Origin of the sequence: Streptomyces sp. NPDC002044 (assembly GCF_040296725.1) — a bacterium.
In the GTDB taxonomy this organism is placed as follows: domain Bacteria; phylum Actinomycetota; class Actinomycetes; order Streptomycetales; family Streptomycetaceae; genus Streptomyces; species Streptomyces antarcticus.
Genome location: NZ_JBEOXU010000154.1, coordinates 1 through 13,469, shown reverse-complemented (window position 1 = coordinate 13,469; position 13,469 = coordinate 1). Strand labels below are relative to the sequence as shown.

Annotated in this window: 13 protein-coding genes and 1 pseudogene; 8 read left to right on the top strand and 6 right to left on the bottom strand. The window is 70.4% G+C overall.

The annotated features are described in order from the left end of the window. From traA (ABT106_RS27090) to ABT106_RS27070, 5 genes are all read left to right on the top strand, one after another. Positions 1-171 (top strand): plasmid transfer protein TraA (gene traA, locus ABT106_RS27090; protein ID WP_351282284.1); only part of this gene is annotated, 171 nt, incomplete at its 5' end. A 17-nt stretch (positions 172-188) separates the two neighbouring features. Then, positions 189-2,210 (top strand): sporulation protein SsgA, encoded by a 2,022-nt coding sequence (locus ABT106_RS27085; protein ID WP_351282278.1) that lies wholly within the window; start codon positions 189-191, stop codon positions 2,208-2,210. Between the two features lie 186 nt (positions 2,211-2,396). Further along, positions 2,397-2,909, top strand: coding sequence for a hypothetical protein (locus ABT106_RS27080; RefSeq protein ID WP_351282275.1), 513 nt, complete (start codon positions 2,397-2,399; stop codon positions 2,907-2,909). After that, a complete protein-coding gene (locus ABT106_RS27075; RefSeq protein WP_351282272.1) occupies positions 2,906-4,054 on the top strand; it encodes a DUF2637 domain-containing protein in 1,149 nt (382 codons plus the stop codon). Before ABT106_RS27080 ends, ABT106_RS27075 begins: the two co-directional genes overlap by 4 nt. An 18-nt stretch (positions 4,055-4,072) precedes the next feature. Beyond that, a complete protein-coding gene (locus ABT106_RS27070) occupies positions 4,073-4,273 on the top strand; it encodes a hypothetical protein (protein ID WP_351282270.1) in 201 nt (66 codons plus the stop codon). Between the two features lie 96 nt (positions 4,274-4,369). Here ABT106_RS27070 and ABT106_RS27065 read toward each other — a convergent pair whose 3' ends face one another. Further along, on the bottom strand, positions 4,370-4,675 hold the full coding sequence (locus ABT106_RS27065; RefSeq protein ID WP_351282267.1) for a hypothetical protein: 306 nt from the start codon (positions 4,673-4,675) through the stop codon (positions 4,370-4,372). Then, positions 4,672-5,295 carry a nucleotide-binding protein gene (locus ABT106_RS27060; protein ID WP_351282264.1) on the bottom strand — a complete coding sequence of 208 codons (624 nt, stop codon included), beginning with the start codon at positions 5,293-5,295 and terminating at the stop codon, positions 4,672-4,674. The genes ABT106_RS27065 and ABT106_RS27060 overlap by 4 nt, the downstream gene beginning before the upstream one ends. Positions 5,296-6,294: 999 nt before the next feature. Between ABT106_RS27060 and ABT106_RS27055 the strand changes: the two genes are divergently transcribed. Together ABT106_RS27055 and ABT106_RS27050 are read left to right on the top strand one after the other, a co-directional pair. Continuing rightward, complete coding sequence (locus tag ABT106_RS27055; protein WP_351282262.1) at positions 6,295-7,104, top strand: recombinase family protein; 810 nt, start codon at positions 6,295-6,297, stop codon at positions 7,102-7,104. Between the two features lie 22 nt (positions 7,105-7,126). After that, complete coding sequence (locus ABT106_RS27050) at positions 7,127-7,333, top strand: hypothetical protein (RefSeq protein WP_351282260.1); 207 nt, start codon at positions 7,127-7,129, stop codon at positions 7,331-7,333. Positions 7,334-8,603: 1,270 nt separating this feature from the next. On the opposite strand, the gene ABT106_RS27045 is transcribed toward ABT106_RS27050, so the two are convergent. From ABT106_RS27045 to ABT106_RS27030, 4 genes and pseudogenes are all read right to left on the bottom strand, one after another. After that, complete coding sequence (locus ABT106_RS27045) at positions 8,604-10,253, bottom strand: DNA primase family protein (RefSeq protein WP_351282257.1); 1,650 nt, start codon at positions 10,251-10,253, stop codon at positions 8,604-8,606. Beyond that, positions 10,250-11,176: a bifunctional DNA primase/polymerase gene (locus ABT106_RS27040; RefSeq protein WP_351282281.1), complete on the bottom strand. Its 927-nt coding sequence runs from the start codon at positions 11,174-11,176 to the stop codon at positions 10,250-10,252. Before ABT106_RS27040 ends, ABT106_RS27045 begins: the two co-directional genes overlap by 4 nt. A gap of 362 nt (positions 11,177-11,538) precedes the next feature. Continuing rightward, positions 11,539-11,745, bottom strand: a pseudogene (locus ABT106_RS27035) (helix-turn-helix domain-containing protein); the annotation flags it as partial. Positions 11,746-12,089: 344 nt separating this feature from the next. Continuing rightward, positions 12,090-12,806, bottom strand: a complete 717-nt coding sequence (locus tag ABT106_RS27030; RefSeq protein ID WP_351282255.1) for a GntR family transcriptional regulator — start codon at positions 12,804-12,806, stop codon at positions 12,090-12,092. Between the two features lie 187 nt (positions 12,807-12,993). Here ABT106_RS27030 and traA (ABT106_RS27025) point away from each other — a divergent pair. Next, positions 12,994-13,469: plasmid transfer protein TraA (gene traA, locus ABT106_RS27025; RefSeq protein ID WP_351282252.1), on the top strand; the 476-nt coding region annotated here is incomplete at its 3' end.

Below are 13,469 nucleotides of genomic sequence, written 5' to 3'. Positions count from 1 at the left end.
TGGAAGGTCGCCCGGAAGCTCTCGAAGTCTGCCGATGCCGCGCTCGACGCCGCGAAGAACGCCGCCGCCACGTACGCCGCGTTCCAGCGGGAGTACGAGGAGGAGATCAACCGTGTCCGCCACCGTGCCCGGCCGCGTCAGGCGCCGCGCATGGACTGGGCTCAGCAGTAGAGCGGGGGGGGGAGACGATGGCGAAAGACGTGGAGAAGCTCCAGGAGGAGCGTCTGGGCGGGGAGTCCAGCGCGGCCGGGGTCAAGGCGTGGCTGTGGCACCGGGTCAAGCCCTTCACCCCGCCGTGGCTGATGGTCGGCGGGACGGGCGTGGTCGGTGGCCTGTCGAACCTGATGTGGGCGGACAACGCGTTCGCCGGCGTCGGTCTCACGCTGGCCTCGGTCAGCCTGACGGCCGCGACCTGGCACGCGGGCAAGGGGACCGGTCCGCAGCGTCGTCTCCACTCCGCGATCACCGTGGCGGCCGGGTCGGCGTGGTTCACGAGCGCGGCGCTGGCCGGGCCGTTCGCGGGTCCGATGCCCGACCTGTTCCTGATGGGCGGCGGCGCGCTCGCGCTGTCGTGGAACGTCCGGCAGATCCTGCGCCACAACCCGGACGCGGCCGCCTCCAGCGACTCCTCCGGGCTCCTGGACGCGATCGGCCTGGCCAAGCTCAAGCTTGGAAAGGCTCAGGTGACGGAGACCGGGCAGGTCCGGATGCCGTTCACGCTGGAGAAGGGCGCGATGGCGGAGGAGCTGACCAAGGTCCTCCCGAACCTGGAGTCCGCCACCGACGTCCGCCCGGGCGGCTACCGGGTCGAGCGGGACCCCGAGTCCCACCGCCACGGCGTCCTGGTCGGCGTACCGGTGGACCCGCTGTCCGGGACGACCTGGTACCCGGGCCCGTCCGCGCCCGGGGGCTCCATCACGCAGCCGCTCGTCGTCGGGACCTACGACGACACGCTGCCGCTGGAGATGGTGTTGCCCAAGGGCGTCCACTGGCTCATCACGGGCGAGACCGGGTCCGGCAAGACCGAGGCCGCGATGGACATCCTGTGCGAAGTCCTGACCCGCACGGACGTGGCGGTGTGGCTGTCCGACCCGGTCAAGCGCGGCATGGACCTGGGCGGCCTGTTCCCCGCCTGCGACTGGGTTGCGATGGAGCCGGACGACGTGGAGGCGATGGCCACCGCGGTCATGCAGTCCACCCCGGCCCGCGCGGAGTGGCTGCGCCGCCACTCCTACCGGCAGTGGGTCCCGGAGTCCGCGGTCACGCAGACCAGCACGGCGCACTCCTGCCAGGCTGGCCGACCCTGCGGATGCGCCGGCCTCCCGTTCCTGCTGGCCTGGTTCGAGGAAGCGGCCGAGGCGTTCGCCCGGCTCGATGAGGAGTTGTTCAAGCAGGCGGCCAACCAGATCCGTGCGACCGGCGCCGCCCTGGTGTTCTCCCTCCAGCGCCCCAGCCATGACCAGATGTCCACCACCGTCCGGGCCGCGCTCCCCTCCGCGCTCGTCTTCGGCCTGGACGAGCGCGACGAGACCCTCGCCCTCCCCGGCGACGTCCTCGACGCCGGCGCGCACCCGGGCCAGTGGGGCGCCGGATTCCCGGGCTACTGCTACCTGGTGGAAGCCGGTACGGCTCTGGCCCGGCAGATCACCCCGGCCCGCACCTTCCGCAACGACCCGGTGGCCCTGGAGTGGGTGACCGCGACGTTCGCGGACGTCCGGACCCCGGACGCGGGGGAGGTCATGACCGCCGTGGCCACCGCCGTGGCGGGCGGCCGGTACACGAACCGGAGGGCCGCCCTGGCCCCCACGACGGCGGCCGCCGCGCCGGAGACCAACTACGAGACCGAGGAGAAGAACGTGGGTGAGCCGCTGGTGGACCAGGAAGATGAAGACCTGGACCCCACCGCCGATCTGGAGGAGCCGCAGGACGGCGACGACATGCCCCTGGTCCCCGTGGACAACCGGCCGGACTTGGGCCCGGAGGACGCCCGGGAGGCGATGGAGGTGCTGCTCGACGAGTGGCACGCGCAGGGCCGCACCACGGTCACCCCGGCGGACCTCCTCGCCTACTCGGAGGCGATCGGCCGCAAGACCACGTGGATCAAGAACCAGATCCGCGAGATGAGGTCTGCGGGCCGCCTGGTGGAGGACCTCAACGCCAAGAAGCCCGGCACGTACAAGATCCGCCCGCGCGAACTGGCGGGCGTCTGACCGGTCAGTGACCGGTCACCCGGCCTGACCCCCAGAACTCCCCCAGGTGGGACGGGGGTCACGGGTCCTGACCGGTCACCGACCCGTCAGGACCCCGTCAGACCCCCGTAATGCCTGCTCAGACCCCGAAAGACCAGTGGGCCGCCCCGAGCGACCGGGACGGCCCTGACACCCCCGGAGGAACCCGTGAGTGCCAACCCCCAGTATCCCGCGACCGGCCGCCCCGTCACGACCGACGACCTTCTCGCCGCCCTCCTGCCCGACACCCCGGCCGCCGCCCTCGGCTCCACCTCCGCGGCCCCGGCCGCCGCCCCAGCCCCCGGCTTCGACATCGCCGCGCTTCTGGAGCTGGCCCGCCGACAGGGCGCCCTCGAGGCCGCGGTCGCCCAGCAGACCCCGGCGCGCCCCGCCGTCGCGGACAAGCCCCGCCCGGTCGTGCCCCGCTGGGCGATCGGTACCGCCGTGGCCGGTCTCGGCATCGGCGCCGGCGGACTGCTCCTCGGCGTGGCCCTAGACCTCCTGGCCGCCGGGGCCGCCGCCATCGCGGCCGGGATCTCCGCCGCCGCCCCGATGCTGATCCTCGGCGCGATCCTCCTGGCCGCCGTGGTCGGGGGCCGGCGGAAGTCGGGCGGACCGCTGGAGATCACTCAGCACGTGGCCGTGTCCGTCACCCAGGCAATCAAGGGCGGCCGCCGGTGAAGCTCCAGACCCTGACCCCCGCACAGCTCAAGTCGGCGGAGCGGACCCTGGCGGGCGGCACGTGGGCCATCACCCTGGGCGCCATCGTCGTCTCCCTCCTGACGGCCACGCCGTTCGTTCAGCGCGGCACCCCGGCCGGGTGGGAGTGGACAGCGCCCATCGTGCCCATCGTCGTGGACGCGGCCGTGGTCATCGTCGTGCGCCTGGACGCCATCGTTGCGCAGCTCGGAGGCAAGAGCGGGGGGTGGCCATTGCTGCTCCGCTGGTACACCGCCGCCGCCTCCCTGTTCCTGAACACCGGGGACGCGCTGCTCCGCGGACACCTGGTGTACGCACTGCTCCACGCCATCGCTCCGGTACTGCTGATCATCACTGCGGAGACCGGTCTCCGGTACCGCGCACGCATCGCGGACGCCCTGGCGCAGCAGGAAGCTGAACGCCTGGAGCAGCGGCGGGCTGAACAGGCGGAGCAGGACCGGAAGGCAGCCGCTGAACGGCAGGAGAGGCAGGGGGCTGAACGCCTCCAGCGGGAGCAGGAGGCGGCCGAACAGAGCCGCGCTGAACGCCTGGAGCGGGAGCGGCTCGACCGTGAGGAGCGGCTGGCTCGGGAGGCACGAGAACACGAAGCGGCCCAGCTCCAGGCGCAGCGCGACCACGAGGCGACCACGGCCCGCGAACAGGCAGAGCGTGCCGACCGCCTCGCCCTCCAGGCGGCGCAGCTCCAGGAACAGCGCGAGAAGCGGGAGCGTGCCGACCGCCTCGCCGCTGAACAGGCGGAGCGCAACCGCGTGGCGGCGGAGCAGGAGGCCCGCCGGGCGGAGGAGGAGCGGCTGACGGCGGAGCGTGCTGCGAGGGCTGAACAGGTCCGCGCCTCCCGCGAGGCCAAGCGCACCGAACGCTCCGCCCGCCGGACTGAACACCCCGCCCCGACGGGCGTTCAGTCGGCACCCTCAGGTGTTCAGGCGGACCGGCAGGACGTCCCCCTGGAGGCGGCGCTGGCCGCCGTAGAGGAGGCGTTCAGCGCCGGGCTGTCGCAGCGGAAGGCAGCCATTCAGTGCGGCCGGAGCGCGGCATGGGTGAACGACCAGTACGCGCGTCTGCGCGCCGAGGAGGAGGCGCGGCCGGTCCTGGCCGCCGCCGGATAACGACCCCGAGGGGGAGCCATGCGCAACCACGACATGCCCGAGGACAAAGCGCGCAGCACCGCATACGACGCGTTCACGACCGGACAGCCCGCCACCACGGCCGCTCAACTCACCGGCCGCTCCCTGGCTTGGGCAGAGCAGGAGTACCGGACGCTCCGCCGCCGGGGGGTCTCCCCGATGGCCGGACAGCTGGCCTTTGACCTGCCGAACCCCGAGTAGCCCGACCCGCGTACTCGAAGCGCCCCCGCCGGATCATCGGCGGGGGCGCCTTCATGTCCTCACGGGCCCACTGCATGCCGTAGGTACTGCACGCAGTCAGCGGAGGTCGCGGAGATCCTCGAGCACCGCGGCCGCCAACTCGTCGTCTTCGACCAGTCGGCGCACCAGCACTCGAACAACGTCGGCCAAGGGGACGTCCGCCACCTCGAGCTCGTCGGCCGCAGTCCCGAGCCAGCGCTTGAGCCGCCGGTGGAGTTCGGGCGCCATATCGATCGTGGTGCGGACCGGCTTGGTCCGCACCGTGGCGGCCCGTCGCGGCGCCGGGGTCTCCTCCTGCCTGCCGGCGGCCGCGCGCATCATCCGCGCTTCGCGGTCGGCCGCGCTCTCCCGGGCCGCGCTCATCGGCTGCTCCCGTCCCGGGCGAGGAGCTCTGTTGCGAGCTCGTCGTAGGCCGTGCCCCGCGCGTCGATCGGGGCGCCGAAGGACTGCGCGTACAGCTCGCGCCGCGGCACGGTGGTGGTGAGCACGGTGTGACCCTGGGCGGTGAGCACGCGGCGCGCCATCGGGCCGGACGCGGCGCCGGAGACCACGCGGTTGAGCAGGACGCTCGAGCGCGCGTCGTCGGGGCGCACCGCGTCCAGATCCTCGACCTCCTTCCGGATGGGCGCCATCCGGTCCAGCTCAACCCCGGACGGGGCGACCGGGAGGATCAGCTCCCGCGCCCAGCGCATCGCGGAGCGGGCAATCCCCGCGTGGTCCTCGATCTGCGGGACGTCCACGATCGTCGCGTCCATCCCGCCGGCCACGTCCGGGATCCGGCGGTGAAGATCCTTCACCGGCAGACCCGCGACCCGGAACGGGAAGCCGTCCGCAAGGTCGGACCATCGCAGCGCGGACGCGGCGGGGTCAGCGTCGACCAGCAGCACGCGCAGCCCGCGGGCATGGAGCGCGTGGGCGAGCCACACGGCGGACGTGGTCTTGCCCGTCCCCGGCTTCAGGTTCACGAGAGAGATGCTCAGCACCCGCGCGACCCTACCCACCCCCGCGTCATGCAGTAGAAGCGGCACTGCGGGATGCCGTAGCTACTGCATGCAGTACCGACCCGGGGAGGCTCCCGGCCGGTGCTTGCCGGCCGATCGGGCCCGTATGGCACTCTCGCCGCTGTACGGGTTTCTGAGGCCCGTACAGGGGCCGCGGAGGCTGGGGCGCCGGTCAGCCTGTTGGCAGCGCGTCTCGGTGCGCACGGCGGCCCACGGGCCACCGCCTACGGCTCGGGGGAGCGGGAGGCTCGAGGGCGGTACGCAGCGCCCCGTGAAACGCGCCCAGGGCTTCGGTCATTCGGTCGTCGTCGCCGTGATGTCCTGTCGCTGCGGTGAAGACTGCATTGGCAGGGGGCCCCAGGTCCTCCCGCCGGAGCAGCGGCGCAACCGCGGCCCCTAGCCGCGCCAGAGGGGCGGCAAGCGCTCCCGCAGAGACTCCGCTCTGGTGGTCCCAGCTGTAGACGGTCCGGGCAGCCTCCCCGGAGGCAGTCAGGAGCGCTGGCGCTCCGGTTCGCCTGGCAAGTCCGTAGGCAACACTCCCGTGGGCGAGAGCGCGGAGGACAACCCGGCCGCGTGCTCCCCAGCCTCCCCAGACGTGATGGTGCGTGTCCCCCGCCACCCGCAGCGCGAGCACGGCTGCAACTAGCTCATCGGCCTGGGCCTCGAGCGCGGCGCGTTCCGCGGCGGCATCCTTGCGAGCCTCCGCCTGATGGTTTCTGCGCGCGGTCTCCCACGCGCCGAGGAACAGGAGCATCACGGTGCTGACCACCGTGATGCCTGTGCTGAGTAGAGCAGTGTCCATGTGCATCGGGACACGATGCGGGGCGCCAGGGTTCCCAGTCTCGGTAACCAACCGTCACCCCGCCTACTCCGTCGCGTCCGTCGTGTCCGCTCGTGTCGCCCCGTGTCGCCTCTGTACACACCAAATCTCGCTGACCAGTGGTGTTACATCTATGCCCATAGATGTGTACACTCGGAGCCATGACGACACCCCGCACCCCCGCGCTCCGGCTGGTCCTCCTGCGCCGCGTCTCCACCGCCGGCCAGATCGACGGGTACGGACTCGAGAGCCAGGAAGCGGACTGCCGGAAGTGGGGCCGCAAGATCGGCGGGGTGCGCATCGTCAAGGTCTGCACCGATGGCGGGATCACGGGCAAGGCGACCGAGGATGAGCGGCCCGGGCTTCACGAAGCGCTCGCCCTCATCGCGGCCGGAGAGGCTGACGGCATCCTCGCCCCGAACCTGGACCGGGTCGCCCGTGAACTCACCGTCCAGGAAGCCACCCTGTCTGTCGTGTGGGCGCATGGCGGACGCGTCTTCACCGTCGACCACGGCGAGCACCTGCCCGACGACGACGACGACCCCATGCGCACCTTCGTCCGGCAGGTCATGGGCGCGGCTGCACAGCTGGAGCGCGGCATCATCGCGAAGCGGCTGCGCACCGGCCGAAAGGCCAAGGCGGCCAAGGGCGGGTATGCGACCGGGGCGCCGGCCTACGGACAGAAGGCCGTGGACAAGGAACTGACCGAGGACTCCACCGAGGCGGCCGTGCTCGAGCGGATGCGGGGGTGGCAAGCCGAAGGGGTCAGCGTCCGCGGCATCGTCGCCCGACTGAACGAGCAGGGCATCCCGTCCAAGCGCGGCGGGAAGTGGCACCCCACCACCGTCGCCCGACTCCTCAACCCGGACGCGCGCGCCGCTGCTCGCCAGCAGTCGGCCGCGGCCCGGGCCGCCGAGCGGGAGCAGACCAAGCGGACCCGCGCGGACCGCATGCTCTCCCGCCTGACCTGACCCAACCCAACCCGGAGGAACCATGCTTCCCGACACCCGCACCCCCGCCGAGCGCATCGCAGCCGTACAGCGCGCCACGCCCTCCACCGACGACCAGCGCGCCGCCGCGGAGCAGCTGCTCACCGACATGCTGGCCGCAGCCGAGCAGCACGGTGTCACGCTCGCTGATCTCGACTGGGTAGGCGACCTCCCCGGGATCTGCCTAGACACCATCACCCGCCGAGCCTGACCCGCTCCGACATCAGGGCCCGCGACCATCCCGGCCGCGGGCCCTTCGGCATGCCCAAGGGGGGAGAGCTGCCCGCGAAGTTCATGACCTGCCGGGCGACCCCAACGCCCTTCTCGCTCGCATTTTTGCGCGAGCCCCCAGCAAGACGAGCGGGCTGCTCCCCGGGGGGCGGCGCTCCCCCGCTTTCCGCAGTCGCGCTGCGGCACACCTCTGGCACTTCCGACTCCGCCACCCGCCAACACGGCGGTTTCCCGCAGGGCGGGACATCCCCTGCTAGCTGCTAGACCGCAGCTCACCCCCCGGATCGGGTGCTAGCGGCCCTGCTAGACCTAGCACCCCCTCCTGCTAGACCTAGCAGGGGTGGCACCCACTCCCCCCGGGCCTGCCCTGTCGCCCGGGAGATGCTGCGGCGCCCGCCCTGTACGGGTCTGGGGAAACGACTGCGCCGCACCCTCGGTTCACCCGGTTCCCCCTCTCTCACGCGCGCGCACGCGAGGCGCCCCGGTTCTCTGACACACCCTGCGCCACAGCCCCGCGACCAGCTTCGACTTTTCTCTCCCCGGCAGGATTCCGCCCGCCATCATGGCGGCCGGCGCCCCGACGACCACCGCCCGATACGACCCCGGGACCGCACCCGCGACCGGTCGCGGCCGCTGCCACGCGCGGGAGGGGCGGGCCCGATCCCTGGCACGGGGACCGGCGGAACGCGGGGGGGAGCAGCTGCTCTCGCTGCCACGTTTCCGGATCCGCCGTACCGGGAGGGGCAGGGGGACGACTCCGCGCCCGGCTGGGACCTCCAGACGCAGGGGAGACCTCTCCGGTGCCGGTCAGGTTCAAAGGGGCCTCAGACCCGTACAGGCGAGCAGGGCGGGCCCCGCGGTCCGGTCCCCACCACGCAGACAGGGGACACCCCCGGCTGCCGCGCTCGCCTTCGAGCAGACAAGCAATGGGGAGCGGCTACGCCGCACGCCCTTCGGCCGGCAGCCGCCGGACGGCGTTGCCCAGCGCTGCCGACAGGCGGGGGGGTGGGTAGTGCCTGTAGGGCTACCCACCCCCCGGGGGACGTCTGCGGACGGTTCGGGCCGGACGCCGGGTGCAGGCTGGTTCCACGTCCGGTTCCACCAGTTCCACGTTCTTCCGGTTACCCCTTATGCGTTGGGGAGAGCTGGCAAGCTGGAGAACGTGGAACTGGTGGAACCGGAGCTGGAACCAGCAGGTCAGGACATGACTCTGCCCCCGTCGTCAGGGACGGGGGCAGCAGAGGGAAGTCTTAGTCGCAGATCTCGTCCATGCGAAGACCGTCCTTGGTGAACCTGACTCCGAGCCACGCCCAGTACGCGGCCGGTACTGGCACGTGGTTGAAGGAGCTGACGACAGATTCGGGACGGGACAGCCCGGGGCGCGCCTTGATCTTCCGCCTTTCAGCGCGGCGCGCGCTGGTCTCGTCGTGGCCCCCGAAACGGGCACCGAACGTCTTGTCTGACCACCGGGCGTGCTCTTGGCTTTGGAGCCAGGTGTTGAAGTCGGAGAAGAGTTCGCGCGCCATGACGTGAGAGTCCGTGTCGGGTTCGATTCGGTCACGCCAGTACTTCAAGACCAGGTCGCAGTCCGCGCGCCAGTCCTGAGTGTCACGCTCGACCAGAGCGGGGAGAGGGGGCATGACCCGCTCGTCGGAATACCAGCGCTTAGCACCCTCAACGAGCCACGCGAGCACTGCCTCATGCTGCTCTCGCCCGTGCTTCAAGCGCTCCCGGATACCGGGATCACCCTGCCGTTCCCTGGGGCCGCTGGGAGTCACCCCCGGCTTGACGAACTTGTACGGGAACGAGACGAGAACGAGTCGTCGCCACGTTCCGTGGTCCGTCTCTTCTACGGTCGGCAGGTAGTTCGTGGACAGGAATACCGAGTGGGTCGATGACCACTCGGTGGTGTCCTGCTTCATGTACCGAGCCTTCATGGTGGACGTGCCGATTACGTCCTTGAGCCGCTTCACGTTCAGCCGGCCGCGCTCGGGAAGCTCCTCGGCCATGGCGAAGCGTGCGCCACGAAGGTCCATGAGTTCAGTCGGGTGAGAACCGGGGTCCGCGAGGAGCACGCGGTCTGACATGAGGACGCCGTATCCCTTGCCGATCGCGCGCGAGATGCTCTCGAGAACGGTCGACTTTCCGTTCTCTCCGCCCCCTTGCAGCAGCATTAGGACGTCGTCGGGGGTCATGTGGCCGGTGATCGCTTGGCCTGCCCGGGTCTGGAACCACTCGCGGACTTCCTCAGGAAGAGCCTCTAGGGCCGCGGTCCAGTCCCTGTGAGTGGCGCCCGGGCGATACGCCGCTGCTGTGATCTTCGTGAGATACAGATGGGGGTCATGCGCTCGAACTTTCCCGGTGCCGAGATGAACGACTCCCGACAGCGTGTTGAGAAGGTCCGGCCTAGAGTCGAACATGTCGTCACGCACCTGGAGGATGCCCTTAGACAGCTCCACCAGGGCGACGAGCCGTGACTTACTCAGCAAGCTCATGAGCTCTTGGCGCTTCCGCCAGTCGGTGTCAGGGGCGCGCAGCTCGTCGGACACGGCTTCCACCATGTACTGACGAACGGTCTCGGTGATGGTCTGCTGGTTGCTCCGCTCCCAGTGAGTCCCGGTCCAGCGCATCCACCCCAGACCGGCGGACCAGCAGTACGAGCCGTTCAAGACTCGCGCAGATACTCGCTCTGCAAGGATCGCGTCGGTGGTCTCGGTCCCACCAGTGTGGTTGCGGGCTGGCACTTCCTTCTGCGTCTTGTTTGCCTGCTCCTTTTGCCACTGCTCGAACGCGGCACGTTCCGCCACGTCCGCGGCCTTCATGGCGTCCTCTGCTTTTGCCTTCCGCGCACGGTCGCGCTGGAACGCGATGAATGCCGTTGCCTCAGCTTCCGTCGTCACGCCGCACCCGCCTTGTTGCCGTCGCGCACGCCGCGTTCCCACCCTGATCGGATTGTCCGGAGCGCTTCCCGCTCCCCACCTTGCAGCCCGGCCGCGAGCGCTGCGCCGAGCAGCTGCTCCCGCACGGTCGCCTCATCCAGCACGGCCGGGGCCGTCTCGTGGAGCTCGCCCAGCCACCGGGCCGCGCCGTACAGCTTGCCGTTGCGCTCGCCCGGGGCCGCGGTCGACACCCGCTCGGCCGCGGAGTTCAGAGCGGCCGCGGCCGCGCGCTCGGCACGGTCCCCGGTCGGCAGAGCGCGAACCGGGGAGGGGCGCCGGACCGGCGCCGGAACAGCGGCCGGCCGAAGCAGCTCGAGCAGCCATGCGGGGAGCGGCTGGGGCCTGACGTCGGCCGGGGAGACGCGGGTGTAGGGCGCGCCCTGCGTCGCGCTGTGCGAGCCCGCCGAGATGACGAGCCCGCCCACCCCCCGCACGTCCACCAGCGGACCGAGATGGGGCGCGCCCGGCCCGTCCCCGGTGGCGCAGCCGATGAGCTGTCCCTCGGTGGGCTGGAGGAAGTACAGGTGCATCCCGCCGGACGGGGTGAGGACGGTGTACGTGTCCGGCCACTCAGCGCTCGCCTCGCGCATCAGCAGCTCAAGGACGTCGGTACCTCCCGAGCAGCCCGCCCAGCGGCCGGCCAGCGGGGGGCTTCCGTCCTTCGGCATGTCGAGATCCACGACGACCAGCCCGCGGCCGTCTGCGCCGCGCCCGGTCAGGATGCCTACGTGCGCGCGCTTGAAGCGGCCCGTCCACCACGCCCGGACCTGCTCCGGATCGGAGAACGGGGCGAGCGCGTCGGGCGTCGCCTCCCGGCCGAACCCCTTCACCATCGGACCCTTATCGGTCCGGGAGCAGGGGATCACGGGGATCCCGCGGCGCATCCACGTGAGTGCCACGGACAGCTGATGTTCGGCCATGTTGGCCTGAGGTCGCCCGGACACCGTGTCCACCCTGTGGGCGACGCGGGGGGTGGGTAGTGCGGTGCCCTGAGGTGGGGTGACCTGCTCTTTTTCCTGCATGGGTGCGTCCCTAGATGATCTAGGGGGCGGCCCCGAGCGCGGACAGATCGTCCGAAGCCCGCGTTCACAGCCATGCATGGACTGATTTACGCTGTGCTTGCAGGCAAGCAATCTGCAAGCGCTCCGGTGTCCCGCTCGGGTTGCCGCCCGATGGGTAGGATTTCCCGGTATGCGTCCTAGGGGGCTCGGTGTCTCACCACCGGGCCCCTGACGCATTTCTGCGGCTAGGCCGCGACGACCGGGAGGGTCTGCTCTCTGTTTAGTTCGGAGCTGTGAATCCGGATGAGTCGCCTTGCCGGGCCGACCTTTCGGATCCGCAGCTGTCCGCTGTTCGCCCAGCGGGTGACGGTGCGAGGCGAGACCCGGAAATGCTGGGCTACCTCATTGACCGTCAGCCACTCAGGGTCTGTCTGGGACAGCGTGGCCATGTGTGCCCTCCTGCGGCTCTAGTGCCTAGGGAGATGGTACCGGCCATGGTCGACACCGAGAGCGGCCCGCAGTAGGTCACGCACGGGCCTTCCAGACGTGGAAACGCGGGGGGTTGTGAGTCTCAGTGAGTTTCAGTGAGATCTCGGAAGGTCTCGGAAGGTCTCGACTGCCGCAAATCGCCCAGCAGATGAATCGAAATTCCTTCCGCCGGGCGATTCATGGATGAACCCACCTACACGCTCACGTCGTAGTCGTAAACGGACTTGTCTGCGACGGGGTCTAACTGCCCCACCCCAACGCTGAGAAGTAGTTCCGGCAGGGGCTCTCAGGGTTGGGAGGTCTGGGGTTACAGGTCGGTCCACCAGCGCAGCACAGTGGATCCGGAGACGACCTTGACGCCGACCTCGACGATCCGCCCGTCTTGGAGGTACACGGTCCGTACGACCTGGCTGACGCCCACGGTGCCGGTCAGGCCGAGTGCGTCCTTCTCGACCTCGGTGGCGTTCCGCATGGTGACCTCTTCGAGGACACCCTTCTGAGGGCTGCCGAGGCGGGCGGACGCGAGCTCGCGGGATCCGCCGGTGCTGACGGGCTCGGCCAGCTCTGGTACGGCGTCGATGACGTAGGCCGGGTAGTAGCTGGAGGAGTAATGCACCGGGATGCCGGCGCGGCTGACGACGCGGCGCCGGACTGCGACGGGGGTTCCCGGCTCGACTTCGAGTCGGCTGGCGACGATCTCGTCTGCGGCGACGGTGCCGATCTCCAGGATTCGGGAGGTCTCGCCTTCGGCCAGTGCCTTGCCGGTCGCCCGGAAGTTCGCCACCCGACCCGCGATGTTGTCGCTGGCTGGTGCGGAGGCCACGGTTCCCACGCCCGGCTTCGCGATGGTCAAGCCCCAGCTCTTCAGCTGGGCATAGGCCCGAACTGCGGTCTTCATGCTGACGTTGTGCGTCTCGCAGACCTCCCGGAGTGAGGGGAGCGTCGCACCCTCAGGAATCACCCCTGTCCGGATACGTCCGCCGTAGTACGCCGCGATGCCCGCGTACCCCTCGCCCTCGCTCATCGGTCTCTCCTTCGGTGCGGGCGCTGGACTCCCTGCGAGTCCAGCTGTGTACGTCAGACGGTAGACCACTCTGCTCCAAAGGTATAGCACTGGATCCAGTGCTGGACTTCTGACGATCCAGTGCTCTACCTTGAGGGCGTCAAGGGACCGCAAGGCCCCGCCGGACGATCTTCTTGGGGGCACATCCATGTCTGGTCAGTTCGTCCCTCCGACCCGCTCCGCGACGGGCAAGCCCGAGGCTGGAGCCAACGGGAGTCAGAGCAAGAGCAACTCCAAGTCCTTCAACCCGCAGATGGGGTTCACGCTCAACGTGAACGCCAACCGGGAGACCACCGGCGGCGGACAGGGGCAGGGCCGCCGCTCGATGGAGAGCCCGAACACCCCGTCCGGGATGCTTCCGGCGCCGGAGTTCGCCTCCCCGGCTCAGGTCCGGAACTACTGCAACGCGGTCCGCGCGGCCATGGCGATGATGGCGTTCGAGCTGGCCATGGGCGCCGAGATCATGAAGGCCACCCTCGCGCAGGTCCCGAGCCCTGAGGGTCACGTGGGCAGTTCGAAGGTCCGGGCCTGGAAGGTCGCCCGGAAGCTCTCGAAGTCTGCCGATGCCGCGCTCGACGCCGCGAAGAACGCCGCCGCCACGTACGCCGCGTTCCAGCGGGAGTA

Coding starts and splice junctions, on each gene's coding strand:
- ABT106_RS27085 (WP_351282278.1), top strand. CDS start 189: ATGGCGAAAGACGTGGAGAAGCTCCAGGAGGAGCGTCTGGGCGGGGAG.
- ABT106_RS27070 (WP_351282270.1), top strand. CDS start 4,073: ATGCGCAACCACGACATGCCCGAGGACAAAGCGCGCAGCACCGCATAC.
- ABT106_RS27065 (WP_351282267.1), bottom strand. CDS start 4,675: ATGAGCGCGGCCCGGGAGAGCGCGGCCGACCGCGAAGCGCGGATGATG.
- ABT106_RS27055 (WP_351282262.1), top strand. CDS start 6,295: ATGACGACACCCCGCACCCCCGCGCTCCGGCTGGTCCTCCTGCGCCGC.
- ABT106_RS27050 (WP_351282260.1), top strand. CDS start 7,127: ATGCTTCCCGACACCCGCACCCCCGCCGAGCGCATCGCAGCCGTACAG.
- ABT106_RS27040 (WP_351282281.1), bottom strand. CDS start 11,176: ATGCGCCGCGGGATCCCCGTGATCCCCTGCTCCCGGACCGATAAGGGT.
- ABT106_RS27030 (WP_351282255.1), bottom strand. CDS start 12,806: ATGAGCGAGGGCGAGGGGTACGCGGGCATCGCGGCGTACTACGGCGGA.